At 69.5% G+C, this 24,289-nt stretch carries 19 protein-coding genes and 1 pseudogene; 8 read left to right on the forward strand and 12 right to left on the reverse strand.

From position 1 onward, the window contains the following. Positions 1–42: 42 nt before the first annotated feature. Positions 43–750 carry a carboxymuconolactone decarboxylase family protein gene (locus tag CACI_RS17495; RefSeq protein ID WP_015792155.1) on the forward strand — a complete coding sequence of 236 codons (708 nt, stop codon included), beginning with the start codon at positions 43–45 and terminating at the stop codon, positions 748–750. A gap of 49 nt (positions 751–799) precedes the next feature. On the opposite strand, the gene CACI_RS17500 is transcribed toward CACI_RS17495, so the two are convergent. Further along, complete coding sequence (locus CACI_RS17500; protein ID WP_015792156.1) at positions 800–1,516, reverse strand: hypothetical protein; 717 nt, start codon at positions 1,514–1,516, stop codon at positions 800–802. Between the two features lie 227 nt (positions 1,517–1,743). On the opposite strand from CACI_RS17500, the gene CACI_RS17505 reads away from it, so the two are divergent. After that, a complete protein-coding gene (locus CACI_RS17505; protein WP_015792157.1) occupies positions 1,744–3,942 on the forward strand; it encodes a hypothetical protein in 2,199 nt (732 codons plus the stop codon). 82 nt (positions 3,943–4,024) lie between these two features. Here CACI_RS17505 and CACI_RS17510 read toward each other — a convergent pair whose 3' ends face one another. The 6 genes from CACI_RS17510 to CACI_RS17535 form a co-directional block, all read right to left on the reverse strand. Continuing rightward, positions 4,025–5,191 (reverse strand): putative PEP-binding protein, encoded by a 1,167-nt coding sequence (locus CACI_RS17510; RefSeq protein WP_395994338.1) that lies wholly within the window; start codon positions 5,189–5,191, stop codon positions 4,025–4,027. 54 nt (positions 5,192–5,245) lie between these two features. Continuing rightward, on the reverse strand, positions 5,246–7,147 hold the full coding sequence (locus CACI_RS17515; protein WP_015792159.1) for an FAD/NAD(P)-binding protein: 1,902 nt from the start codon (positions 7,145–7,147) through the stop codon (positions 5,246–5,248). A gap of 190 nt (positions 7,148–7,337) precedes the next feature. Beyond that, on the reverse strand, positions 7,338–7,556 hold the full coding sequence (locus tag CACI_RS17520; RefSeq protein WP_015792160.1) for a hypothetical protein: 219 nt from the start codon (positions 7,554–7,556) through the stop codon (positions 7,338–7,340). 55 nt (positions 7,557–7,611) lie between these two features. After that, positions 7,612–9,636 (reverse strand): cell wall-binding repeat-containing protein, encoded by a 2,025-nt coding sequence (locus CACI_RS17525; RefSeq protein WP_041540303.1) that lies wholly within the window; start codon positions 9,634–9,636, stop codon positions 7,612–7,614. An 85-nt stretch (positions 9,637–9,721) separates the two neighbouring features. Then, a complete protein-coding gene (locus tag CACI_RS17530; RefSeq protein ID WP_015792162.1) occupies positions 9,722–11,326 on the reverse strand; it encodes a molybdopterin-dependent oxidoreductase in 1,605 nt (534 codons plus the stop codon). A 3-nt stretch (positions 11,327–11,329) separates the two neighbouring features. Beyond that, positions 11,330–11,530: a hypothetical protein gene (locus CACI_RS17535; protein WP_015792163.1), complete on the reverse strand. Its 201-nt coding sequence runs from the start codon at positions 11,528–11,530 to the stop codon at positions 11,330–11,332. A 201-nt stretch (positions 11,531–11,731) separates the two neighbouring features. On the opposite strand from CACI_RS17535, the gene CACI_RS17540 reads away from it, so the two are divergent. From CACI_RS17540 to CACI_RS17550, 3 genes and pseudogenes are all read left to right on the forward strand, one after another. After that, complete coding sequence (locus CACI_RS17540) at positions 11,732–13,171, forward strand: cytochrome P450 (RefSeq protein ID WP_015792164.1); 1,440 nt, start codon at positions 11,732–11,734, stop codon at positions 13,169–13,171. Further along, entirely contained in the window at positions 13,158–14,195 is a 1,038-nt protein-coding gene (locus CACI_RS17545) for a terpene synthase family protein (RefSeq protein WP_015792165.1), read from the forward strand. Before CACI_RS17540 ends, CACI_RS17545 begins: the two co-directional genes overlap by 14 nt. Before the next feature lie 84 nt (positions 14,196–14,279). Beyond that, positions 14,280–15,248: pseudogene (locus CACI_RS17550) on the forward strand (polyprenyl synthetase family protein). A gap of 255 nt (positions 15,249–15,503) precedes the next feature. Here CACI_RS17550 and CACI_RS17555 read toward each other — a convergent pair. The 3 genes from CACI_RS17555 to CACI_RS17565 form a co-directional block, all read right to left on the reverse strand. Then, entirely contained in the window at positions 15,504–16,514 is a 1,011-nt protein-coding gene (locus tag CACI_RS17555) for a GNAT family N-acetyltransferase (protein ID WP_015792166.1), read from the reverse strand. 75 nt (positions 16,515–16,589) lie between these two features. Continuing rightward, the gene (locus CACI_RS17560) at positions 16,590–17,888 is read right to left on the reverse strand and encodes a cytochrome P450 family protein (protein WP_015792167.1); all 1,299 of its coding nucleotides are present in this window, start codon (positions 17,886–17,888) and stop codon (positions 16,590–16,592) included. A 53-nt stretch (positions 17,889–17,941) separates the two neighbouring features. Then, positions 17,942–18,445 (reverse strand): EXPERA domain-containing protein, encoded by a 504-nt coding sequence (locus CACI_RS17565; protein WP_015792168.1) that lies wholly within the window; start codon positions 18,443–18,445, stop codon positions 17,942–17,944. A gap of 61 nt (positions 18,446–18,506) precedes the next feature. Here CACI_RS17565 and CACI_RS17570 point away from each other — a divergent pair, with 61 nt between their 5' ends. Beyond that, positions 18,507–19,301 carry a DUF1295 domain-containing protein gene (locus CACI_RS17570; RefSeq protein WP_015792169.1) on the forward strand — a complete coding sequence of 265 codons (795 nt, stop codon included), beginning with the start codon at positions 18,507–18,509 and terminating at the stop codon, positions 19,299–19,301. A gap of 56 nt (positions 19,302–19,357) precedes the next feature. On the opposite strand, the gene CACI_RS17575 is transcribed toward CACI_RS17570, so the two are convergent. Continuing rightward, positions 19,358–20,329 (reverse strand): questin oxidase family protein, encoded by a 972-nt coding sequence (locus tag CACI_RS17575; protein ID WP_015792170.1) that lies wholly within the window; start codon positions 20,327–20,329, stop codon positions 19,358–19,360. A 294-nt stretch (positions 20,330–20,623) separates the two neighbouring features. Between CACI_RS17575 and CACI_RS17580 the strand changes: the two genes are divergently transcribed. Continuing rightward, the gene (locus CACI_RS17580) at positions 20,624–22,399 is read left to right on the forward strand and encodes an acetyl/propionyl/methylcrotonyl-CoA carboxylase subunit alpha (protein ID WP_015792172.1); all 1,776 of its coding nucleotides are present in this window, start codon (positions 20,624–20,626) and stop codon (positions 22,397–22,399) included. A gap of 81 nt (positions 22,400–22,480) precedes the next feature. Further along, a complete protein-coding gene (locus CACI_RS17585; RefSeq protein WP_015792173.1) occupies positions 22,481–23,287 on the forward strand; it encodes a response regulator transcription factor in 807 nt (268 codons plus the stop codon). A 106-nt stretch (positions 23,288–23,393) separates the two neighbouring features. Here CACI_RS17585 and CACI_RS52460 read toward each other — a convergent pair whose 3' ends face one another. Continuing rightward, a complete protein-coding gene (locus CACI_RS52460) occupies positions 23,394–24,158 on the reverse strand; it encodes a hypothetical protein (RefSeq protein ID WP_223297564.1) in 765 nt (254 codons plus the stop codon). Positions 24,159–24,289: the final 131 nt, after the last annotated feature.

Genomic DNA, 24,289 nt, shown 5'->3' on the forward strand with positions numbered 1-24,289 from the left:
CAGGCGTAGCGTTACAACTGTTCACGAAGAGAGCTGATTGCTGTGAGCGTTTCGACGACCGAAGACGCGGCGACCGCCGTCATCGACCCGATGTTCGCGCAGATGTTCGGCGCCACTGCCGGTCACGCCGACGCGATAACCGAGCTGACCGAACGGGAGAAGACCTTCCTGCGCGTGACGGCCGCCGTCTGCCAGGCCGGTCTCGGGCACGTGTTCGACGCCTACGTCCGCCTCGGCGTCGAGCACGGCGTGTCCACGTCCGAAGTTCGAGCCCTGCTGCGCTTCATCTCCTACGACTGCGGATACCACGCCGCCGCTGCGGGGTTCGAGCGGCTCGCCGCGTTCGAGGCGCGGCACGGCATCGTGCCGGACGCGGTCGAACCGCTGGGGGAGGCGTTCGTCTCCACCGGCGCCGACGCGGTGCCGAGCGCTCTGCCGGAGACGGCACGCGACATCCTGCGGGACCTCGACCCGCACTACCTGGAGTTCTTCGATCTGCAGTCGCGGATGCGTTCCGGGCACGGTCCGGACACCTTGACCGAGCGGGAGCGCGGGCTGGTGTGCCTCAGTATCGACGTGCACTACCAAACCCTTGAGGAGTCCTTCAACGCGCATGCCAGCCGCGCCATTCGGGGCGGCGCTTCGCAGGAGGAGGTCCGCGCCGCGCTTCGTTTCATCGCTCAGTTCGGCGCCACGCGCGTCTGGCGAGGCTGGAAGGCGCTCAACGCGTACTTCGCCGAGTCGGTCTGACGGCGCTCTGACGGCGCCCAGCCACCCTGTCAGGGTTCGTTGACACGAATCAATGGCCTGCGCCCCGCCGCTGCGGGGTGCCGGCCAGTGCGTCCCGCAGGCGTGCGGTCCGGCCGTTGAGTTCCCGTTCGCGCCGCTTCTCGGATTTCGCCATCTTGCGCGAGTCGGCCTTGTAGTAGCGGCGCGCCCACGGTGAACCGGGCTTCGCCACCCGCACCGCGCCGATGATCGCGACGACCGGGATCATGACGCCGGCGACGGCGGTGAAGCCCTTGCCCTTGTAGGCGCAGACGAGTGCGAAGACCAGGTGCACCGCGATCGTCACGGCCCACGCCACCCGGCCGCTGCCCGCCTCCTGCGCGAAGGGATTCTCCGTGATCAGTGTGATCATCCCGAGCCCGGCGGTGTAGACGGCGATGTCCACCGACTTGCGGCCTTCCTCGGCCCAGTAGACGTCCTTCAGGTAGAACCAGAGTGCGTACTCGTCGAGAGTGAGCGCCGCCCCGACGCCGAACAGCGCGGCGAGCAGGTGGTACCAGGGCGCGCCGGGCCGGAGGGCGAACTCCGCCACCCCGGCGCCCATCATGCTGAAGATGCCGTAGACCATGTGGTGGACGTGCACGCCGCCGTCGGTGACGTTGTCCCGGAACGGCCCGCGCCCGGCGCGGATCATCAGCGTGATCGTCCGGGTGAGCCCGAACGCGACGACGAACGCGACCAGCATCCAGAGCGTGGCCGTCCGGCCGTCGACGTTCAGCAGAATCATGCCGCCCACTATGTCCGAATATGGGAGGCGGCCTTCGGCAGCCGCACCCTACACCAGAACGTGTCGCCGACCGCCGGTCTGAAGAAAGGGTTAGCTCTGCGACGCCTCCTCTAGCGCCCTTAGGGACCCGGTACCTAGAGTCCGGTTCGGAGCCGTCAGAACTCCCTTTCATCTTCGGGCCCCCCGCATCGCTCCTTTTCCGCACGCGTCTGAAAGGGAGTCCGAGCATGCCTGTCGACATCACGTCCACGCTCGCGCAGAACCATGTCGCGGGCATCGCTCCGGTGCCGATGCAGCAGCTCGCGGTCGTCTGCGCGAGCGACCAGTCCCCGCTGCTGTTCGCGGTGGACGAGAAGGGCCGGCTCACCGTCACCATGCGGGACGCGAGCCAGACCACCGGCTGGATCCAGATCCCGCTGTCGGACCAGCTGGCCGGGATGGACGGACTCGGCGCCGCGCCGCTGACCCAGTGCTTCGCCGCGAGCCAGGACACTGACGGCGGCATCTGGCTCGCGCTGGCGGTCTCCGACGGCGACCCGCTGCACGAGTCCCGCGTCTACACCAGCCCGAAGCTGCCCGCCAACCTGAGCCCGCGGGAGTGGCGGCACTTCGCCAAGCTGCTGCTGTTGCGGCCGACGCCGGCCGGCGTGGCGTTCTCCGAGCTCATCCTCGGCCACGGGGACGACGGCGGCGGCTTCCCGGGGATCGTCGCAGGGACCTTCTGCCCGATGACCGGCTACCTGGAGCAGTACGTCATCAACCCGGACCCGTCGGACGCCGCGTGGACGTGCGTGCCGTTCAAGATGCCGGACGGCGCGACGTTGTGCCGGGCCGCCGCGTTCGGCAACGTCCCGGGGCTCGGACGCGGGATCTACGCGCTGTGCGCCACGGCCGATCCGCGCGTCGACAGTCTGACCTTCACCACACAGCCGGTCGTGGACGAACACGGCGAGCCGCACTGGACCGTCCGCACCTTCGACCTGCCGGTGAACTACGCGTGGACGGTCACCGCCGCGCTCGCCGCGTTGCCGGTCAGCGGCGGCATGACAGAGCTCTACGTCTCCGGCGCGGGGCTGCACCGCTACCCGCTGTCCCTGCAGGCCGGTGACTGCTTCGGTCCGCCGCTGGAGATCGCCGACACGACGTTCTTCGGCGCGACGCCGCGTTTGTCTGTGTCCTGCGATGCCGCCGCATCGACGATCGACGTGTGGGCGCTGAACGCTTACGACCAGCTGGCGCACACCACCGGCTACCGGATCGACGGCACGCCCGGCGAGGATCCGGCCTACACCTGGGATCCGGCGCTCACGCTGGCCACCGAGATCACGGCGCTGGCCGCGTATCGCACACCGGTGGCGGACCGTATCGACGAGTCCTCGGGGAGCCCGACGCGAGGCGCTGTCGCCATCGCGTACTGGGACCACATGGCGCTGATGGTCAAGAGCTCCGAGGTGCAGTTGTGGCAGGAGTCTGCGGTCGCGTTGCAGGCTCCTGATGCCGCGTTCACGCTGAACACGTTCACGACGCGGATCACGGTCACCGACGACGATCACATCGCGCTCGGCGACACACCGGTGCTGCTGCGACCGAGTTTCGACGTGCCGGCACTGGTCAACGGCAAGTACTCCGCGCTAAAGACGGGTATCGCGAGGTTGGCGGTCACCGACGCGGCAGGCATGGTGACGGTCATGGTGGAGGCCGGCAACCTGACTGCGCCGGTGTATGAGGTCACGGTCGGCGGGCGCTCGACGCAGGAGGACCCGGCGTCGAATCTGGTGGCCGGGCTGCGGACGATCACGACGCCCGAGCAGATCTACAACGCGCAGCGCAGCGACGGCGGTGCGCTGTTTCCCGACCCGGCTGATCCCGAGCAGCTGATGAGTCAGTGCGCTGCGGCGCTCGACGGGATCGAGGGGTTGCTGATCGCGTACGACCGGCTCGAGGGTGAGGGTGCGCGGGCAGGTCGGGGTCAGGCTCGGGGGTATCGGCGTGGGTACGAACACGGCCACGATGGCCGCCACAGCCACAGCCACAGCCACAGCCACACGCCCCGCGTCGGGCACCACTCGTCCCTGACCATCGGCTGCCACTTCGCCGCCGACGGGACGGTGACCGTCCACAAGGGCCGTGCCGCCCTCGAGGCGCTGCCGCCGCCTGCTGCCTGGGAGTGGCTTCTGGCGATCGGCGACGGGCTCAAGGCGGCCGCCGACGGCGTCGAGCAGGCGGTGTCCTGGACCCTCGACATCGGCGAGGACGCCATCAGCTTCGCCATCGGCCTCGGCTCGCGCGTCATCGCCTCCCTCATCGACGTCCGCGAACAGACGCTGGCGGTCATCGCCTACGTGCTCGAAGCCACGGCGGGAATCTCGCTGACCGACATCCTCGCCTGGCTCGGGTCCGGGGCGGCCATGACGAGGACGACGTGACCGATTCGTCGCCGAGAGGACTTCGCAGCCCTCTCGGCTGGTTCGAACGGTGTCGGCCGGTCCGGCACGCCTTCAGCTCGGGTCAGCGCGACTGAAGGATCATCCGCTCGAGTTCGGCGGTGCACATCATGTACCCGTCCGGCGTCGGCAGCCGATCCAGGTAGTGCTTCAGATCCGCGTGGAGTGCGAACACGCGCACCGGCGTGCCCGCGGTGCGTGCCGCTGTGATGACTCTGTCGAGCCCGTCCAGGACGGCGGGGTGTCGGGTTTGGTAGGACTCTGCCACGAGGTGGTTGTTGCGGTCGGCCGCGAGGTAGAACTGCGCGAGGTCCTTCGTGCCGAGGAACAGCTCGCTCGCGCCCGCCGCGCACAGTGCCTCCGCGGCGTGCACGGCTGCCGGCGTCTCGATGAACGCCGCGACCGGGACCTCCTCCGGGAGCTGGAGATGGTCCATGACCTGGGTGAACTCTTCGGCGTCCGTGAGAAAAGGGACGGAGAGGTGGACCCTTCTCGCGGCGTCGCCGAGTTGGTCGTGCAGGGCGCCGAGCACGGCGTGCAGGGCGTCCCGATACGCGGCCGAGCCCAGGAGCCAGCGCGCGCCGTGCAGGCCCAACTCGGGGTTCGGCTCGATGGTGATCGGCGCGCGCTCGGTCACGCTCGCCGCGTGGTCCGAGCGCAGGTCGAGCATGCGCAGCACGATGCGCTGGCTGGGCAGCAGGGCGTCGACGAACATGCACAGCCGGTCCGCGACGGCCTTTCCGTAGCCGGTGACGTCGGTCGGTCCGCCGCCGAACGCGTCGAGCGGGCTGAGACCGGCCGCCAGGCACAGGAACTCCTCGCGGATGAAGAACGACTCGACCTGCGCGGCTCCGGGCCCGCACGCGTTGATCGTGTCGATGTCGCGCAGGTCGGCGATGACGGCGCACGCCGATCCCAGGTTCTGCAGCGAGGGCGCCTCGGTGCCCGCCTCGGGGGCGTGGGCGCTCAGGGCCGGTCCGATGGTGATCGACTCGCTGTCCAGGTGGAGCGTGACCTCGCCGGCCAGGTCGGCGAGGTCGTCGTGGTCGATGCGCAGCACCGGGATGCCCCGGCCGCGGCAGATCGACTGCATGTGCCCGGTGCGGCCGCCCGAGCTGCAGACGACCGCACTCGCCGCCACGATGGCGTCGTAGAGGCCTGCTTCGAGCGAGGGGGCGACGAGGATGGATCCTTCCAGCGGGCTGTCGGTTCTGTTGCACACGCCGCGCACGGTGCTTTCCGTGCCGCCGGTGAGCAGGGATCCTTGGATTCGCCGCCTGTCCACTCAGTCCTCCGTGTCGTCGGGGTTCGCCAAACCCAGTTGTCGGCGCAGCTGCCGCGGCGTCACCGAGACGTCCGTGAGACGTCGCACCGCGGCGCGGGTGACGATCACCCCCATCAGCCGGTCGCGATGGGAGGCGTCGATCGGGTAAGCAGGGGTGTCACAGAGCGCTGACACGGAGCGGATCCGGTCGCCGGTCTCGGCGTCGAGCGAGCTTCGCCCGCTTCGTGCGCGCATGGCCATACTCCTCACCTTCAGTACGACAGCCTCCTCGAATCCGGCCGCGGCTGTTTGTTCGAGCGTGCCGAGTTGTTTGCGGTAGCCCTCCAGGTGGCGCGCCAGGTCGCCCTCGCGCAGCTCGATCTGCTCCAGGACCTGCGCGGCGACCACGATGGACTGGTTCTTCACGGCCGCCAGGTTGAAGGCGAACGCCCCGGTGCGGCCGTTCCGGACGATCTCGTCGCCCTCGCGCGGCACACCGACCACCGACAGCGGTCCGGACGGCTCGCCGTCGGGCGTCAGCAGCGTCCCGTCGCCGTCGACGTCCACACCGCGCCCGGTGCGCCGGTGCGGCACGGCCAGACCCCGCTGGAACAGGTTGCGCCACAAGGGATGGTCGACCCGGTCGTAGTCCGGCTCCCGCCCGAAGTTGGAGATGACCAGGTCCGCTTCGATGGCCTGCTTGGTCTCCGGACCGGCGACGGTCACCACGAGGCGCCCGGAGTCCGCCGGGGCGACGTTCTCGACCTTGCCGACGACGAGTTTCACCGTCCCGTCGGCCGGGCGCATCGCGGGCTCGATGACGGACATTGTGTAGTGCACGGCGCTCACCCGCAGGGCAGCTATCAGGGTACTGAATTCATCCAGGAGGTTGCGCAGTTCGGGGTTGGGAATCAGGGCGATGGCTTCGGGCAGATACGGCTCCCACGCCTTGGTCACGCGCTCGGCGACGACCTCGGGGGAGATGTCGGGATGGTCCTTCGTGACCAGAGCGCAGGCCGCGGTCCACTCCGTGCGAACCCGCTCGATGAGTTCCTCACGGTTCTGATACGGCTGCAACAACGACGTCGGGCAGGGGAGCTGGACGACGGCGTGCTCGTGGTTCTCCGGATAGGTCCGGAAGATCGTGCCGGTCCTGGAGATCAGGTGGATCGGACCGCTGTGGCCGCGGCGCAGCAGGAACGCCGTCGAGTCGTACGCGCTGAGCACGGACCCGACGATCGCGACGGTCGCATCCGGTGCCAATGACTCGACGGTGCGGATCCCGGTGCGGGAGTAGGGATTGCGGATGAACGAGGCGTGCCCGAGCACATCGGTGGAGAAGGGCATGTCCCGAAGCTCGAGCCCTGTAGCGAGCACGACGTGATCGGCGTAGAGGACGCTCGGCGTGCCCGGCAAGGCCTCCCCGCCGGGATTCTCAGGATCCGCAACCGGCGGCCGGACAGTCACGTCCAAGCCCGCGCCACAGCGCGCGATGTCGACCACCTCGCCGTCGGCCTCGACGAGCACGACGCCCTCACTCGCCTCCTGCCTGGCGTACGCCAACCGCTCGGCGAGGTAGTCCTGAAAGATCCGCCGAGGCGCCGGACCATGCTCGGTGAACTCCCAATCGGCCCAAGGCGCCGGCCAATCCCCCCGATCAGCCTCCCGATTCGCCCACCGCACGAAGTCGAGCACATCCTCCCGGAACGCCGACATCCGCCCCGCCTGAATGTTGAACACATGATCCCAGGGATTGCCGTCGCGATGATAAGCGACCCCCGCCGACCGATAATCGGCCCGCCGCTCCACCAACACGACTTCCAAAGGCCGACGAGCAAAGCACAACAACCGGATCGCCGTAGCAGTCCCGGCCAACCCTGCCCCGACGATGAGCACCCTCGGGCATGGGGCGGTTCGAAGCATGACAGACCTCTCAGCAGCAGTCAGACGCGGAATCTCCCGGCGCCACCGTAGCGCTGCAACGTGTCATCTTCGTACTCTGAGACAGCGGGTTTTCCCCGAACCCGAATCAGTGCTCTTCAAGAGCCTGTGAGGTGCGACGGGGCAACGTGTAAGTACGCTGCGGTAAATCGCCGCCCGCATGTTTCGGCCTCTACGCGATCGCGTTCACGATCCACTCGCCGATCGCGGCGATCTGCTCCTCGACCCGCGTCGGCGGCTGGTCGAGATCGAGCGCGTGCGCGGTGATCGCCAGACCCGCGGCTCGGACGGTGTGGGTGGCGATAGCAGGTTCGCCGGCCGCGTAGACGAGGTGTCCGTGAGCGAGCCTGAGCACGGTGCAGTAGGCCATGACTTGGTAGAGCCGTCCCATTGGTGATTGCTTAGGGGGAATGCCGTAACGCATTAAGCCATCAACATCGAGCCGCTCACGAGATCCGGTTCAGCGTCCCCTGCCCGACCTGGCCCATGATCACGCTGACGACTCCCGGGCTGACCGCGGCGTCGCCGCCGAAGATGTTCACCGCTGGGGTGGTGCCGGCGAATTGGAGGACGGCTTTGGCGGTGCCGGCGGCGCCGGCTGTTTCGCTGGTGGGGTCGGTGAGGATGAGGGGGCCGCCGAGGGAGGCCATGAGGGCGCCGCCGGCGAGGGCGTCGGGGAATTGGAGGCCGGTGGCTATGCCGATGGGGTCGTGGGTGGCGAAGAGTTGGGCTACGAGGCGGGCGGTGTCGTAGCGGTCTGTGCCGGCGAGGGGTGTGCTGGCGGTGGCGGAGCCGGGGAGGGTTGCTACGGCTGCCACTGCTGCGCCGCCGACGGCTGCCACGTCGGTGGAGGCGTCGGCGAACTTGCCCTTCACGTATGCCGCGGTGGCGGGGGTGAGGGTCTTGTTGTCCGACAGGACGATGGCTGCGTCGCCGCCGCCGAAGATGTCGGCGGCGAGAGGGCCGGCGGACAGGGCGTCGGCGAAGCCGGTGTTGTCGGCGCCTTGGTCGCCGCGGGCCACGACGATGTGCGACGGGTTCTGCATGCCGAGTTGGGCGATCAGCAGAGACGTCGCGTAGCGGTCGGTGCCGCCGTAGCGGGTGACGCGGTATCCGAGTTTCGACAGCTCGGTCTGGATGCCCTGGCTGACCGCGCCGGTCTGGCCGAGGATGTAGATCATGCTGCCCTTCGGCAGGACGCGCTGGATCTCGGTCAGGACCGTCGGGTCCACCGAAGCCCGCGCGCCGTCGGTCAGCAGCAGCGGCCCGTTCTTCGCCTTCGCCAGCGGGATGCCGGACAGCGCGTCCGGGAACGCGGTGCCGGTCGCCAGCACGACCGCGTTCGCCTCAAGGCGGTGCGCCGGGTCGTCGGCCACGCCGTGGTTCGCCCAGCGCGCCTGCGAAACCAGCAGGCTCGTCCGGTAGCGGTCGATGCCCGCGTACTGCGTGACCGTCGCCACCGGCCGCACCGGGGCGCTCACCAAGACGGTCGTCGCCGCGGTCGCGGCACCGCCGAGCCCGTCCCTGACGGTGAGCCTGACGGTGTAGTTACCCGCCGCGGCGTACTTGTGGCTCGGGTTGGCCGGCAGCGTGGCGCCGACACCGTGGAACGTCTGCGTGTCAGGAGCCTGAGCCGTCCCGTCACCCCAGTCGATCGTGTACGTCGCAGCCTTCGCGTCGACGTCCACCGAGGAGCCCGCCAGGTTGGCGGAGACGGAGTACGGCGCGGTCGGCATCAGGTGCAGCGCCGCCTGGACGGTACTGGCGTTGATGGTGATCGGCAGCGACGCCACCGCCGCCGCGACGCCGTTGTTGTACACGGTCAGCACCGCCGTATACGGCGCGGACCGCGGCACCGCGTAGACGTGCGTGGACGGCAGGTCGAACACCGACTCGCCCGGCGCGGTCGTGTCGACGTGCCCGTCACCCCAGTTGATGGAGAAGGTCACGTTGGTGTCGAAGCTGTCGGCCTGCGTCCCGTTGTAGAACGCGGGCACGGCGCTGCCGAAGTGCGCGCTCCGCTGGATCGACAGACCCGCCACGTCACCGACGGCGATGTCGGCCGAGTTGGCGATCGAGGTGCTGGCGCCCTGCTCCACGAGGGAGAGCACGACCGTGTGGACGCCGGCGGCCGTATACGTGTGGTCGCCGACCGACACCTCGCGCGTCCCGGAGTCGACCGCGATCGGGGACTTCGAGCCGTCGCCCCACAGGACCGCGCTCTTGGTCAGGTCGATGTTCGTGTCGGCGAACGACCCGGTCAGGTCCGCGCGGACCACCATGCGGCTCGTCTCGGTGAGGATCGGCAAGGCGGCGGTTGTCGCCACCTCGCCCTGCGTGCCGCCCGGCTGCGTCGCCTCGGCGGCGACCGCCGCGTGCGCCGCCTCGGCGCCGATCCCGCCGATCCCACCGACCCCGGCGGCGGCCAAGGAGGTCGTGACGGCCAGAGCCGACAGGCGCGTGCGAGCCACAGAAGGCCTCAAACGGTTACCCATGAGTGCGAAACCCCTCCCCGAGTACGGCTGGTGCTGGGAGCACATTACTCGGTAGTTCGGTTCAGCCCACCGTGACCTGGATGCTGTGATAGCCCGTCGCCCCGTCGGGCAGCGTGTCCTGAATTACCGGCGTCTCTAGCGTCCCCGTGCCGTCGGTGCAGCGGACGGTCAGCGTGTGCGAGCCCTTCGTCGCCTGCCACGGGTAAGACCACTGCCGCCAGGTGTCCGGAGTGTCGGCGGTCGCGAGGTTCGCAGTCACCCACGGTCCCTTGTCGACCTGCACCTCGACCCCGGCGACACCCCGGTGCGTAGCCCACGCCACCCCGGCGACGACGATCGTCCCGGCCGTCAGCGACGCTCCCGTCCCCGGGACGTCGATCCGCGACGCGGTCTTCACCGGCGCCTGCTGCGACCACCCCTCGCTCACCCAGAAGCCGCTCTCCGCGGCGAAGGTGGTGAGTTTGAGATCGACGACCCACTTCGTCGCCGAGACGTACCCATACAGGCCGGGAACCAGCATCCGGCAGGGAAAACCGTGCTCGACCGGCAGCGTCTGACCGTTCATCGCCACCGCCAGCATCGCCTGGCGGCCGTCGAGCACCGCCTCCACCGGCGTGCCGATCGTCATGCCGTCGAAGGATGTGCACATGATCTGATCCGCCCCGGCCCGCACCCCGGCCCGGCGCAGCAACGGCGCCAGCGGCGCGCCGAGCCAGCGGGCATTGCCGCAATACGGACCGCCGATCGTGTTCGACACGCAGGTCAGCGTCAGATCGTGCTCCTCCAGCGGCATCCGGAGCAGGTCCTCGAAACTGATCGAGACCGGCCGGTCCACCATGCCGTGGATCCGCAGCATCCACTCGCGCGGATCGACCTGCGGAACCGTCATCGCCGTGTCGACGCGGTAGAACTGAGCGTTCGGCGTGAAGAAGGGCTCGAGGTCGGGGACATCCGGATGAGCCGAGGCGGGCACCTCCGGCAGCCGTACGGCAGGCTCGGGCAGGACCACGTTGGCGCGCGCCGGAGCGACGGTGTAGCGCGAGTTGAGCCACGCGCGGCTGCCGAAGCCGCCGACCAGCGCGCCCGCACCGGTCCCCCCAAGCGTCACCAGGAAGTGGCGTCGCTGAGCGGGATCGCCGGCCGGCTTGCGGACCTGTGCTTGCTGACTCCAAATGGTGAGCCACCACAACACCGCGACAGTGGCTCCGCCTGCCAGCAGCGCGGGAAACCAGGTACCGAAGCCGACGACCGGCCGCGTGAACGCCGCGATCAGACCGACCACGCCGAACGCGGCAGCCAGCCCGGTCGCGATGCGCAAGTGCCGCCGAGCCAGCACCCCGACCAGCGCCGAGACCACCGCGATCGTGATGTAGATGCCGGTCAGCAGGGCGGATTTATCGTGCGTGCCGAAGGTGCGGATCGCCTGTTCCTTCAGCCACGCCGGGCTCAGATCGATGGCCCATTCCCCGACCGCGACGGCCGGCGCGATCGGCGTGCCAGACACGAACTCCGCGGAAATCGCCGCGCCGAGTTCGCCCACTGCGACGCCCACGGCGGCGGCGAGCAACCCGATCAGCCCGCCAAGCAGCCATGCGACGCGGCGGCGCTCGGCGTTGGTCTCGGTTCCGGGATCAGCCTCGGTCCCCGGCTCCTGTGATGACGGCATCGGTTACCGCGGTCCCCGGTTCCGCAGCCGCCAGGCCCAGACGAGCAGCCCCAGCCCGACGACGACCACGACCACCCCGAGCCCGGTGTACTGGGAATGGCCGGTCATCGTCGACCCGTGCATCTTGCCGGACCCCTGAGCGATCCACACGCCCCCGATCACGATCAGAACGATGCCGAGTACGCCGCGAACCCATAACCCCATCACGTGCTCCATTCACCGGTGGAAGGCATCGCCTCGACAAGACACGTACAGCAGGGCCGCGGGGTTCATTCCTCGCGGGCCTCGGACCATAGCATCACAGGGAGCGCAAGTCCGGATTCCTTCCTCTCTTGACGGTCAAGATGCGCTATGCGCTAATGACCGCAGGAAAGAGGCATACATGCCGTGGGGGGCACCTGACTCATGCCGAAATCTTCTGTTCCAGGAACTGCCTCGGAGGGGCACTCGCAGGAGGCTGTTTCAGCCGCTTCCTCGGCACCATCAGCCGTAGCGTCCACCGCACCCGGGTTCCGTCCGCTGCTCGGCCATAGCTGGCAGCTGGTCCGCGACCCGCTCGGCTGGCTCGACAAATGCCGTCAGGCCGGACCGGTCCTGCGGGTGAAGCTCGGCCCGCGCGCCGCCTACCTGGTCACCGATCCGGACCTGGTGCACCGCGTCCTCACCGATCCGGCCTTCGAGAAGGGCGGTCCGCTGATGGACGCCGCCCGCGATCTGCTCGGCAACGGACTGGCGACCTGCTGGCGGGAGGACCACCGCCGTCAGCGCCCCCTGATGCAGCCGGCGTTCACCTTGCCGCGCATCGCCGGGTACGCCGAGGTCATGCGCGAGGAGGCGGCTCAGCTGACCGCGACGTGGACGCCGCACCGCGAGACCGACCTGATCGACGACCTGTCCAGCGCCACGCTGCGCGTCATGATCCGTGCCATGCTGCCGACCGCCGATGCGGAGGCCGCCGGCAAGGTCGCCCAGCAGGTCCGTATTCTTCTGGACGGCGCCCTGCTGCGCGCGGCCGTCCCGTTCCCGTTCCTGTTCCGGCTGCCGACGCCGGGCAACCGCCGCTTCGATCGGGCCCGCCGGGACACCTTCGCCGCCGCCGACCGTATCGTGGCGACGGCGCGGGCGAAGCCGGACGCCAGCGGACTGCTCTCCGCGCTCATCACCTCCGACGGCAGCGCGCCCGACGGCTCGGACGCCTTCACCGACGAGGACCTGCGCGACCAGGTCATGACCTTGCTCTCCGCCGGCGGTGACACGACCGCCACTACGCTGGCGTGGGCGTTCCACCTGCTGGCCACGCATCCGGAGGCCGAACGCCGCCTGCACGAGGAACTCGACACGGTGCTCGACGGCGCCATCGCAGGGCCCGACGACCTGCCGCGCCTGCCGTTCACCCGGAACGTGGTGTCCGAGACCCTGCGGCTCTACCCGCCGGTCTGGATGATGAGCAGGATCACCATCGCCGACGTCGACCTCGAAGGGTGCCGGCTGCCGGCCGACACCGAGGTCTTCTTCAGCTCCTACCAGCTCCACCACGACCCGCGGCACTTCCCGGACCCCGAGGCGTTCGACCCCGACCGCTGGGACCGGCGCGAGCCTGGGGACCGGCACTCCTTCATCCCGTTCCACTCCGGCAGCCGCAAGTGCATGGGCAACACCTTCGCCCTGACCGAGGCCGCCATCATGCTCAGCGCCGTCGCCTCCGTCTGGCGGTTCCGGCCGACGCCGCGCCATGACGCCCGCCCGCGTCCGCCCCGGTCCATGACCCCGGCCGATGTGCACCTGGTCCCGGAACCGCGACCGGGCCGCCTGAGCGAAACGCGAGGTATCCATGCCGGCCGATGAGATCACCCGGCTGTTCGACCTGCCGGAGTTCCGCCTCCTGCCCGGGGAACGGAGGGCCGCCTGGGGTCCCGAGCTCGACGACCACGTGATCGACTTCGCCTGCCGGACCGGGTTGCTGACGACGCCGGCGGCCCGGCGGTACTACGCCTCGCAGCGGATCGGGACGATGTGCGCCTACGTCGTCCCCGGCGCGCTCTCGCCGCGCCGGTATGAGATCTACGGCGAGCTGATGACGTGGTTCTTCATCTACGACGACTGGGCCGAACAGCTCGGGAACCACCTCTCGCCGCAGCAGGTGTCCGGCGTGACCGACGTCGTCCACACCTGGTTCGCCGAGGACGAGCGCGACGTCGTCATGCTCGATGCGCCTCTGGCTCAGAGCATGCGCGGGATCTGGGCGAAGCTCCAGGAGGACACCTCGCTGGAGTGGCGCCGGCGGCTGCTGGCCGAGACCGACGGGTATCTGAGAACCGCCGCGGAGGAGGCGATCCTGGTCAGCACCGGCCGGGTGAACTCCTTCGGCAAGGCCAGCGAACTGCGGCCGACCGCCACCGCGGCGGCGCCGGTGTTCATGATGGCCGAGCACTCCTACGGCATCGAGATCCCGATGGACGTCGTCCGGCATCCGTTGGTGCGGAAGGCGATGCGTGCCGCCGCCGCGGCCATCGCGTACGGCAACGACATCATCGGGCTGAAGTCGGATCTGCTGCGCGGCATCCGCGACAACCTGGTTCTGTCGCTGCAGCAGGAGTACGGCGGCGATCTGCAGCTGAACGTCGAGCGGGCCGCCGAGCACTACCAGCGCGCCGCCGGGACGCTCACGGCTCTGCGCGAGGACCCGGAGGCCGGCGGAAGGGAAGACGTGGCGGTCTTCTTCCAGATCCTGGAGGACTGGGTGTACGAGGGCGTCAAATGGCAGCTCCGCGACACCGACCGGTACAGCTCGACGGTGCGGCTGACGCAGGAGGAGAATCCGAACCAGCTCCTGGCCTTGGCGGCATCCTCCGCGCTCGCGGACTGCTGAGCCGCCATGACCGACATTCTTCTGCCCGTCCCCGCCCTGAGCACCGCGCCGACCGCCGAAGAGATCCTGGCCCACGCCAGAAGCATGGTCGAGCCCGCGCACCGCAAGGCGGTCGGCGATCTGCCCGCGAGCGTCCGGATCGTCGCCGGCTACCACATCGGCTGGTGGGAGGCCGATGGCACGCCGCGCCGGACCTCCGGCAAAGCCCTGCGTCCGGCCCTGACCCTGGGGTGCGCGGCCGCCGCCGGAGCCGCCGACCTGACCGAGGCCGTCCCCGCCGCGGTCGCCGTCGAGCTGGTCCACGACTTCTCCCTGCTCCACGACGACATCATGGACGCCGACCCGACCCGCCGGCACCGCCCGGCGGCGTGGACGCAGTTCGGCGTCCCGCTCGCGGTCCTGGCCGGCGACGCGCTGCTCACCGACGCCGTCCGCCTGGCCGCGACCGGGACGCGCGGCGCCCTGGCGGCGCGGATCGTCGCCGACGCGCTGCGCGACCTGTGCCGGGGTCAGGCTGCTGACATCGCCTTCGAGCAGCGCGACGACGTCGCACTCGAGGAGTGCCTGGCGATGGCCGCGGACAAGACCGGAGCCCTGCTCGGCGCCGCGTGCCACCTCGGCGCGGTGGCCGCCGGCGCCGACCCCGCCACCGCGCACTGCTAACTCCGCTTCGGTCGCGACCTCGGACTGGCCTTCCAACTGGTCGACGACCTCTTGGGCATCTGGGGCGACCCCCGCACCACCGGCAAACCCGCCGGCGCGGACCTCGTCGCCCGCAAGAAGTCGCTACCGGTGACCGCGGCCCTCGCCTCGGGCACCCCAGCCGCCGAGCACCTCCGCACCCTGCTCCGCAGCCACGAACCCCTCAACCCCGCCACGGTCCGCCGCGCAGCCGACCTCATCGAGCACGCCGGCGGCCGCGCATGGGCCGAGAACGCCGCCGCGCAACGGGTTCGATCCGCACTGGAGTCGCTGGCCGCTGCCGATCCCCGGCCGCAGCCCGCCGCTGATCTACGGACGCTGGCTCGGTTTCTCACCGGACGGGATCACTGAGGTCGGTGCGGTGAGCGGGGTTCGGCGATCGGTGACCAGCGAGGTGAGTGAGTCGGGGGAGTTCGGCGGAGTCGGCGGAGTCGGCGGCGGAGCTTAGTCGGCTTGTCGCGCGGCCGGCTCGGCCAACTCGGCTGGCTCGCTTTCTCACTGGACGGGATCACTGAGGCCGGCGCTGTGAGCGGAGCTCGGCGACCGGTGAGGTGGGTGAGTCGGGGAGTTCAGCGGAGTTCAGCGTCGGCGGAGCTCAGTCGCTCACTAACCCAGCCGCGCGGCCAGGTCGTCCACCTTCGTTTCGAAGAAGCCCTGGCGGCGGGTGTCGGTGTAGCCGATTGCGTGGTTCACGGCGATCATGTGGATGTTGTCGGAGGCGGTGGCTGTTGTCACGCGTTGCACGGCGGGTCGTTCGGTGACCAGGCTGCGGAGTAGTTCGGCCTTCATTGCGCGGCCTAGGCGGTGGCCGCGGTGCGGGTGGTGCACGGCGGTGTCCAGCTGTTGGGCGTGGGTGGGGTCGGCGGGGCGGAGGACGAGTTCGGTGATTCCGGCGACGTCGCCGCTTGACTCGTGGATGGCCACGGCCTGTCGGTACTCCTGGCCGGACTCGGCGAACAAGGCTTCCTCCGCGCGGACGCGCTCCGGCGTCCAGGCCATGGGTTCCCACTCGTGGTCTTGGGACGGGGCGTCGGCGATGGCTGTGCGCGCGCGGGCGTAGGAGACGAGGGAGTCCTCGGGTACGGCGCCGTTCCAGCTCTCCACGCGGTAGCCCTGCGGCGCCGGGATGTCCCACAGCGTCCGATCGGCGGCGGCGACGTCGAGTGTCTGCACCAGACCGCGGATGGTGCAGACCGCGCCCATCGCCTCGGCGAACCGCTCGCCGTCGGCGTCGGTGGTGACGTTCATCGCCAGCACGCGGGTCCGTCCGGCCGCCTGGATCGAGGGCAGTACCGCGCGCAGGAACGCGGTGCCGATCCCCTGGCGGCGGCGGTCGGGGTCGACCTCGAGGAAGACGATCGCGGTATCAGTGTTCTCCTGCTCCGGCATCGACACCTGCCCGAAGCCGACCAGCTCGCCCGCGTCGCCGCGCGCCAGCCAGAAGATCCGCGCGGCCAGGGCGGCGGCGTCGACCTCGGTCATGAGCGCGATGGTCGCGGCCAGAGAGAGCGGCGGCGTCCCGGGGCGGTCGAGGGCGAAGATGCGGGCCCGCATCTCGGTGATCGCCTCGTAGTCCGCCTCGGTCATGGCGTCCGGGTCGAAAAGAGCGAAATTCACGTCGGCATACCCCGTAGCTGAGCGGACAAGAACGCCGCTCAGCTTGTTGGCCCGGAGTAGTGGCGTCAAAGGGATTTAGGCACTGTGCGCCGCCGGTGGAAGCGCCTTTCCCACCGTGACCGGGAGCGCGGCGAGGGAGCGCTGGCGGTGGCTCGATCGCCAGACCAGGTCTTCCGACGGGACGGCCAGCGCCAGGTCGGGCAGTCTGGTCAGCAGCGTCCACAGCGCGATGCTCACTTCGAGGCGAGCCAGGGGTGCGCCGAGGCAGTAGTGCACGCCGTGTCCGAAGGTGACGTGTCCTGGAGTCGCGTTGGCGCTCGCCGTAGCCGTAGCCGTCGCCTTCGGGTCGCGGTTCGCCGAGCTGACCGACAACAGGACAGTGTCGCCTGCCGGGATCACGACGCCGTCGCCGAGCGCCACGTCCTCGGTCGGGCGGCGGATCGCAGTCGTGCCCGGCTGATCGCGGCGCAGGATCTCCTCGGTCAGGGCGGCCATGCCCGGCGTGTGCGGGTTCGGCTCCGCGCGGACCGCGGCTGCGGCAGCGGGGTCGGTGAGAAGCCGGGCTACCGCGGCACTGATGACGTGCACCGAGTTCTCGTAGCCCGCGAACAGAATCAGGAACGCCAGCGAGAGGAGTTCGTCCTCGGACAGCCGGTCCTCGCCGTCGCGCGCCGCGATCATCGCCGAGAGGAGGTCGTCCGCCGGGTCGTCCCGCTTGGCTGCCAGGAGTCCGGACAGCAATCCGATGATGCCGCGCATCGTCGCGGCGAGGTCCGACGGACCGTACTCGCCCGGGGCCAGCAGCACTTGCGTGTAGCCGCGCAGCGTCACGCCCTGCTCGCCGGGCACGCCCAGCAGATCGCAGACCACTGCGATGGGGACCGGCGCGGCGTAGGCGGCGACCAGGTCCGTCACGTCGGCGTCGGCGTCGGCATCGACGTCCGCCTCCGTCTCGGCCTCCGTATCAGCATCCTGACCTTCCGCCGCCAACGCATCGACGAACGCATCCACCTGCGCCTGAATCCGCTCCCGAAGCCCTTCGACCCGCCGCGCTGTGAACGCCGACGCCACCAGCCGCCGCAGCCGCGCGTGATCCCCGCCGTCGAGGTTCAGCAGGTTCGCCTCCAGCGCCGGCGGCAGCCCGAACCCCTCATAGCCGGCCAGCGACGCCTTCTTGTTCAATGCCAACCGCGGATCGGCGAGCAGGGTCCGCACATCGTCGTACCGGCTGACGACCCATACCCGCTCCCCGCCCGCGAGCCGCGCGCAGTGCACGCCCCCGGGCTCGCCGTGCAGCCGCTCAGCCACCGTCGCATGATCGGCGCCCAGCACCGGCATGAGCGCGCGGGCGATATCGGCGTCTTTGACGGTCACAGGGCACTCCATGTCGCGCGGTGCGGGAAAGATCGGTACAGCTGGAACCGTACTCAAAACCTCCGAGTGAACGGCGACGGCTTGCGCATCCGCACCAGAAGCAGCAGGGGAATCAGGACGTAGGGCAGATTGAAGGCCAGGAACTTGGTGGGATTCCCGGTCCGCATCGCGGCCTCGCCGAAGAACTCCACGCCGAAGACGACGATGCCGGTCAGGGTGACGATCATCGTCGCGTAGATCACCGCGAAGAGCTGGATCCAGTTCCGGCCGGTGATCAGGGCGACGACGAGCACGATGTAGAAGGGCATGTAGACGAAGGCCGACAGGCCGGTCACGATGCGCATCCAGTCCGGCGGGTGCATGAACAGCGGGTCGGCGTCGTGGGCGTACCAGTAGTTGGAGCGGACGAAGAAGTTGCCGCCGGGGTGGGAGAAGTCGACCCCGACGGTGGGCAGCAGGTCGCTGATACAGGACGTCACAACGAACGCCGAGAACACGACCGCGAAGAAGACGTCGATCTTGCGTTCCCGCAGGGGGAGGGTCACCGCGTCGGCCATGGCCCGATCGTAAGGCGGGGCGGTACTGCCCTTCTAGCATGCGGCGCCTTACAGTCGGCCCATGGACGCGCTCAGGATCTGCTTGTACGTATACGCGGGAGTCTGCTTCGCGACGTGGCTGATGTCGGTCCTCACCCGCGAGTACTCGTGGGTCGACCGGATCTGGTCGATCGTCCCCCTGGCCTACACCGGCATCTTCGCCGGCGCCGCAGGCTTCCACGACGCCCGCCTGAACACCATGTTCACCCTCGTCGTCCTCTGGGGCGCCCGCCTGACCTTCAACTTCGCCCGCAAGGGCGGCTACGCCCGCGGCGGCGAGGACTACCGCTGGGCGGTGCTGCGGGCGCGAATGGCGCCATGGCAGTTCCAGCTGTTCAACCTCTTCTTCATCACGCTGTACCAGAACGCCATCCTGCTCCTGATCACCCTGCCGTCCCAGACCGCCCTGGACCACCGCAGGTCGTTCGGCATCGCCGACGGCGCCCTCACGGTCCTGTTCCTCGCCTTCCTCATCGGCGAAACGATCGCGGACCAACAGCAATGGCGCTTCCAGCAGGCAAAGCACGCCGACCTCGACGCCGGCCGCGAGCCACCGGCCCGCTTCGTCACGACCGGCCTGTTCCGCTTCTCCCGCCACCCCAACTTCTTCTTCGAACAAGCGCAGTGGTGGGTGATCGCAGCCTTCGGCGTAGCGGCAGCCCAGGCAGTGCCCTGGACAATCCTCGGCGCAATTCTGCTGACCGCACTGTTCATCGGCTCGACCCGATTCACCGAAAGCATCAGCATCTCGCGATACCCGGAGTACGCGGACTATCAGCGACGTACCTCGGCGGTCGTTCCGTGGCGGCCTCGATGAAGCGGATAGCGAATAGTTCGGTAGCCGATGGCGGATATCGAATCGTCATAGGGCGATCAGAACCGCTTGAGCCGCTCCATCAGCGCCCAAGAGGCCGATAGGTACCGAATATCGTTCCGCACCGCGTACTCGCGGCTGGCAGCTTCGGCGAGCTTTATCGCGTGCTCGTCGCGGAGTTGCGCTGCTTCTGCTGCGAGGAGGTCGAGCCGCAGGTGTGCGGGTTCGGGTTCGGTGGGGGTGCCGTCGGGGCAGCCCATGCCGCGGGTGCCGAAGCGGGCGAGGAGGGCTTCGCTGGCTTGGAGCACGGCCAGGTAGGAGGGGGCGTGTTGGTCGGTGGGGAGGTGCTCCAGTACCAACCGGACCGCCGAGGGCGCGGTGATCGTGTGCACGAGTGGTACCGGGTGGGACATCGTGCTGGAGGCGTAGATGCCGGCGTTGCGGGCGGTGAGGTCGCTGAGGGCTGAGTCGATGACGTCGGTGCGGATGTCAGCGGCGGCGGCGGGGCGGCGGCGGCCGAGCAGGCCCGTGCCCAGGGGGGTGTAGACGGCGGCCCAGTAGCCGAGGCCGTGGGCCAGTTCGCGGAGTTGGAGGGGGGTGGGTTCCGGGGTGGCGCTGACGCCTCGGACCGCGTGGGCGGTGCGGATCAGGCCGTGGGTCAGGGCTCCGCTGAGGCCGGGGACCAGGCGCGGCCACCAGGTGATGAGGACTTCGTGCCAGCCGTGTTCGCTGATCTGGGTTTCGAAGGTCGCTGCCCAGTCGGCTGCGCGGCGGTATCTGCCCAGACAGGAGCGCCAGGCGGACTCGTCGCCGACGTCTATGCGGGCAGTGGGGGTCGGTTCGGAACTGTAGCGGCGGGCGGTCTTGCTCCACTCCACCCAGTCGGACACCGCGTCGGTGAAGCCGAGGGCGGCCAGGGCCTCGGCGGCCATCGGGGCGTGGCTGGCGAAGCGGCCGCCCTGGTCGAAGCCGATGTGGGTGAGCCGGCCGAGGGCTTCGTCCATGGCCGCGGTGTAGGTCGGTGCCGACATGGTCCGCCTTCTCTCGCCTCAGGCTTGAGGGCTAAGCAGGGCTAAGCAGGGCAGGGCTGGGCAGGGCTGGGCAGGGCTGGGCAGGGCTTCGAGATGAAGCTAGCCGATCACGTCACGGGGTCCTACGCGCGAAAATCCGCTCAGATCATCGCAAACAGGATAATCAGGGCTCTGGTTTTCGCCGCGCTTGACCGGCGCTTGATCCCGGACGGGGATTATGGGGACCACAGAGTTGCGCGATACCAGGAGGGCTGCGCCTGCCTGCTGTGATCCGCACCGGGTGGGGGAGGATCGATGCGCAAGGTGCTGATCGCCAATCGCGGCGAGATCGCGGTCCGGGTCGCCCGGGCGTGCCGGGACGCGGGTCTGGCTTCGGTGGCGGTCTACGCCGAGCCCGACCGGGAAGCGCTGCACGTCCGAGCCGCTGACGAAGCCTGGGCCCTAGGTGGTTCCACCCCTGGTGAGTCCTACCTGATGATCGACAAGATTCTGACCGTGGCGACGGACTCTGGGGCGGACGCGATACACCCCGGATACGGGTTCCTGTCGGAGAACGCCGAATTCGCCCAGGCGGTGATGGACGCCGGTCTGACCTGGATCGGCCCGCCGCCGGCGGCGATCAGCTCGTTGGGCGACAAGGTCTCGGCCCGGCACATCGCGCAGCGTGTCGGCGCCCCGCTGGTGGCCGGTACGACCGATCCGGTCAGCGGCGCCGACGAGGTGATCGCCTTTGCCCGCGAACACGGGTTGCCAGTGGCGATCAAGGCGGCGTTCGGTGGCGGTGGGCGTGGGTTGAAGGTGGCGCGCACGCTGGAGGAGATTCCGGAGCTGTATGACTCGGCGGTGCGGGAGGCGGTCAGTGCCTTCGGTCGGGGCGAGTGTTTCGTGGAGCGGTATCTGGACCGGCCGCGGCATGTGGAGACGCAGTGCCTGGCTGACAAGCACGGCAACGTGGTCGTGGTCTCCACGCGTGACTGCTCGTTGCAGCGCCGGCACCAGAAGCTGGTGGAGGAGGCTCCCGCGCCGTATTTGAGCGAGGAGCAGACTGCTGAGCTGTACCGGGCGTCCAAGGCGATCTTGAAGGAAGCCGGGTATGTCGGGGCGGGGACGTGTGAGTTCCTGGTGGGCCAGGACGGCACCATCTCCTTCTTGGAGGTGAACACCCGTCTTCAGGTGGAGCATCCGGTCACCGAGGAAGTCACTGGGATCGATCTGGTGCGGGAGATGTTTCGGATCGCTGACGGCGAAGAGTTGGGCTACGGCGACCCGGAGGTGCGTGGGCACTCCTTCGAGTTCCGGATCAATGGCGAGGATCCGGGTCGGAACTTCCTGCCCGCTCCCGGTGTGGTGACCACATGGCGTCCGCCGTCGGGTCCGGGGGTGCGCCTGGATTCTGGTATCGAGCAGGGCGCCGAGATCGGGCAGAACTTCGACTCGCTGCTGGCGAAGCTGATCATCTCCGGCCGCGACCGGCAGCAGGCTGTCGAGCGCGCCCGCCGCGCACTGGCCGAGTTCCAGATCGAGGGGATGCCGACCGCGCTGACCTTTCACCAAGCGGTGATGGACGATCCGGCGTTCACGCCGGAAGAAGGCCCGTTCCACGTCCACACCCGCTGGATCGAGACCGAGTTCGACAACACGATCCCGCCGTACGCAGGCCCGGCAGCCGACGACCGGCAGCCCGACCCGCAGACCCGGATCGCCGTCGAAGTCGGCCGCAAGCGCCTGGAGATCGTGCTTCCCGCCTTCCTCACGACGCCCGCGCCCGGCACAGCGCGCCCTGCCGCGCCCGCACGCCGCCCCGCCGCCGCGTCCGCGTCACCGGGCTCGGTATCCGCCTCCGGCGCGACCGGCGCGACCCTCGCCTGCCCGATGAACGGCACCGTGGTCAAGGTCGCGGTGAGCGACGGCCAGACCGTGGCGGCCGGCGACCTGATCGCCGTCGTGGAGGCGATGAAGATGGAGCAGCCGGTCACCGCGCACCGGCACGGCGTCGTCCGGAGTCTGGCCGTCGAAGCCGGCATGGCCGTAACCCGCATGTCATCCATCTGTGATATCTCAGTCCTCTGATATTTTTTCACCCATCATCGCCGACATCGGAACGTCCCACGGGGGAGTCCGACTGACGTTGCAGGGAGCGTTGTCGAAGACATGGCGAACGAGCTTGTCCGGCCGGGCACCGCGATCGCGCCCCACGACCGGACGATCCTCCCGACACACCCCGCGCGGCGGGCCGTACCCGATCCGCCCGGCCGCGCCCCGGTGCTCTACTCCTCGCTGGTCCGGCCCGCGCTGCGGATCCTGGTCGCCGAGCCGGACCCGGACAGCGCCGAGCAGCTTCTCAGGAAGCTGCGACGCCAGGGGCACCGGGCCGAGGTGGTGCACACCGGGGACAAGGCGCTGATCGAGTTCCCCTCGGCGGACCTGGTGCTGCTCGATCTGGAACTGCCCGACGTGGACGGGCTGGAGATCTGCCGCGGCATCCGGGCGGTCAGCGACGTGGCGATCATCACCGTCTCCGAGCGCGCCGAGGAGATCGACTGCGTGCTCGGCTTACAGGCCGGGTCCGACGACTACCTCGTCAAACCCTACGGCTTCCGCGAGCTGATGGCGCGGATCGACGCGGTGATGCGCCGCATCCGGCCCGGCGCCGTCCGGGACCGGGTGATCGCGCACGGCCGGCTGCTCATCGACGCCGGCTGCCGCGAGGTCCGGATCGGCGGGCAGGTGGTCGGCGTCACCCGCAAGGAGTTCGACCTGCTGCTCCTGCTCGCCTCCCAGCCCGGCACGGTGATCTCCCGGCAGCAGATCATGTCGCAGATCTGGCAGGACGTCTGGTCGGAGTCGACACGGACCATCGACACCCATGTCAGCAGTCTGCGATCCAAGCTCGGATCAGGGTCCTGGATCGTCACCGTCCGCGGCGTCGGGTTCCAGCTGGGGACCGCCCCGGACTAGCCGGGCGAGCCGGGCGAGCCGGGCTGGCCTGTTCCGTAGGCGATGAACACGACGAAGGGGCGCCGCGCGAGTAGCGCGGCACCCCTTCCTCCCACGTTCAGCGAGGTCAGCGGTTCAAGGTCGCCTGCACATCGGAGGCGCCGTAGTAGGTACGTCCGCCGAGCCGCCTGCGCGTCCAGTTCTGCTCGCTCGCGTGCCGGTAGACGCTGCCCGGCGCGATGCCCCAGAGTGCTGCGATGTCCGTGACGGTCAGCCACGCCGCGACGCGCCGGGGTGCGGCGGTGCCGGTGCGCTCCCGGGCCCGGGCCATCCGGTTGCCCAGTTGCAGCCACTCGTGTCCGGCCCAGCGATGCCCGGCCTCGTGGCTGCACCGGACCTCCGTCCGAGCGCCCCGAGGCTGGTCCTTGCGCACGAGTGCGACCAGGAACCCGGCGCAGCCCAGCTCCACACACGAACCGACCTCGACGCGGCGCAGATCCTCCGGATCCACGACCCGGCGCGCCTGCCGCGTCAGCTGGTCCAGCTCGCGGCTGCCCTCGCCGGCGGCTTCGTGCGAGCGCAGCCAGTCGGCGTGCCCGACGAAGAAGGAGGCCATCGAGCCGACGTCGCGCCGGGGCGCGGCGATCCGGCGGCCGTCCGCTATCAGCGCCGACCAGGAGCTGAGCACGCCGACGATGGCCGAGCGGGCCTCGGCGGCGGCGATGTTGAACGGCAGGCCGGTCGGGGTGGAGCCGCCGGAAACCCGCTCGGCGCGGCGCTCGCCCCGGGCGCCGAGCCGCCGGCCGCATTCGACGAACAGCGCCGGCAGCCGGCCGGCCTGGGTCACCAGCAGATCGGTGCAGTGCCGGCACAGCCGGTCCCCGTCCCTCACATGTGCGGGCGCGGGAGTGTCGGAGGGGACCGGAGGACGGCGGCAGCGGACTCCGGCACACCGTGAGGTATCGGCAAAACGCAAGGGCATATTCATGAGTCTCCTTCCCAATGCTTCACACAACTTCACGG

It is taken from the genome of Catenulispora acidiphila DSM 44928, from assembly GCF_000024025.1.
GTDB classification, from domain to species: Bacteria; Actinomycetota; Actinomycetes; order Streptomycetales; family Catenulisporaceae; genus Catenulispora; species Catenulispora acidiphila.

Coding starts and splice junctions, on each gene's coding strand:
- CACI_RS17500 (WP_015792156.1), bottom strand. CDS start 1,516: ATGATTCTGCTGAACGTCGACGGCCGGACGGCCACGCTCTGGATGCTG.
- CACI_RS17505 (WP_015792157.1), top strand. CDS start 1,744: ATGCCTGTCGACATCACGTCCACGCTCGCGCAGAACCATGTCGCGGGC.
- CACI_RS17515 (WP_015792159.1), bottom strand. CDS start 7,147: ATGCTTCGAACCGCCCCATGCCCGAGGGTGCTCATCGTCGGGGCAGGG.
- CACI_RS17520 (WP_015792160.1), bottom strand. CDS start 7,556: ATGGGACGGCTCTACCAAGTCATGGCCTACTGCACCGTGCTCAGGCTC.
- CACI_RS17530 (WP_015792162.1), bottom strand. CDS start 11,326: ATGCCGTCATCACAGGAGCCGGGGACCGAGGCTGATCCCGGAACCGAG.
- CACI_RS17535 (WP_015792163.1), bottom strand. CDS start 11,530: ATGGGGTTATGGGTTCGCGGCGTACTCGGCATCGTTCTGATCGTGATC.
- CACI_RS17540 (WP_015792164.1), top strand. CDS start 11,732: ATGCCGAAATCTTCTGTTCCAGGAACTGCCTCGGAGGGGCACTCGCAG.
- CACI_RS17545 (WP_015792165.1), top strand. CDS start 13,158: ATGCCGGCCGATGAGATCACCCGGCTGTTCGACCTGCCGGAGTTCCGC.
- CACI_RS17565 (WP_015792168.1), bottom strand. CDS start 18,445: ATGGCCGACGCGGTGACCCTCCCCCTGCGGGAACGCAAGATCGACGTC.
- CACI_RS17570 (WP_015792169.1), top strand. CDS start 18,507: ATGGACGCGCTCAGGATCTGCTTGTACGTATACGCGGGAGTCTGCTTC.
- CACI_RS17575 (WP_015792170.1), bottom strand. CDS start 20,329: ATGTCGGCACCGACCTACACCGCGGCCATGGACGAAGCCCTCGGCCGG.
- CACI_RS17580 (WP_015792172.1), top strand. CDS start 20,624: ATGCGCAAGGTGCTGATCGCCAATCGCGGCGAGATCGCGGTCCGGGTC.
- CACI_RS17585 (WP_015792173.1), top strand. CDS start 22,481: ATGGCGAACGAGCTTGTCCGGCCGGGCACCGCGATCGCGCCCCACGAC.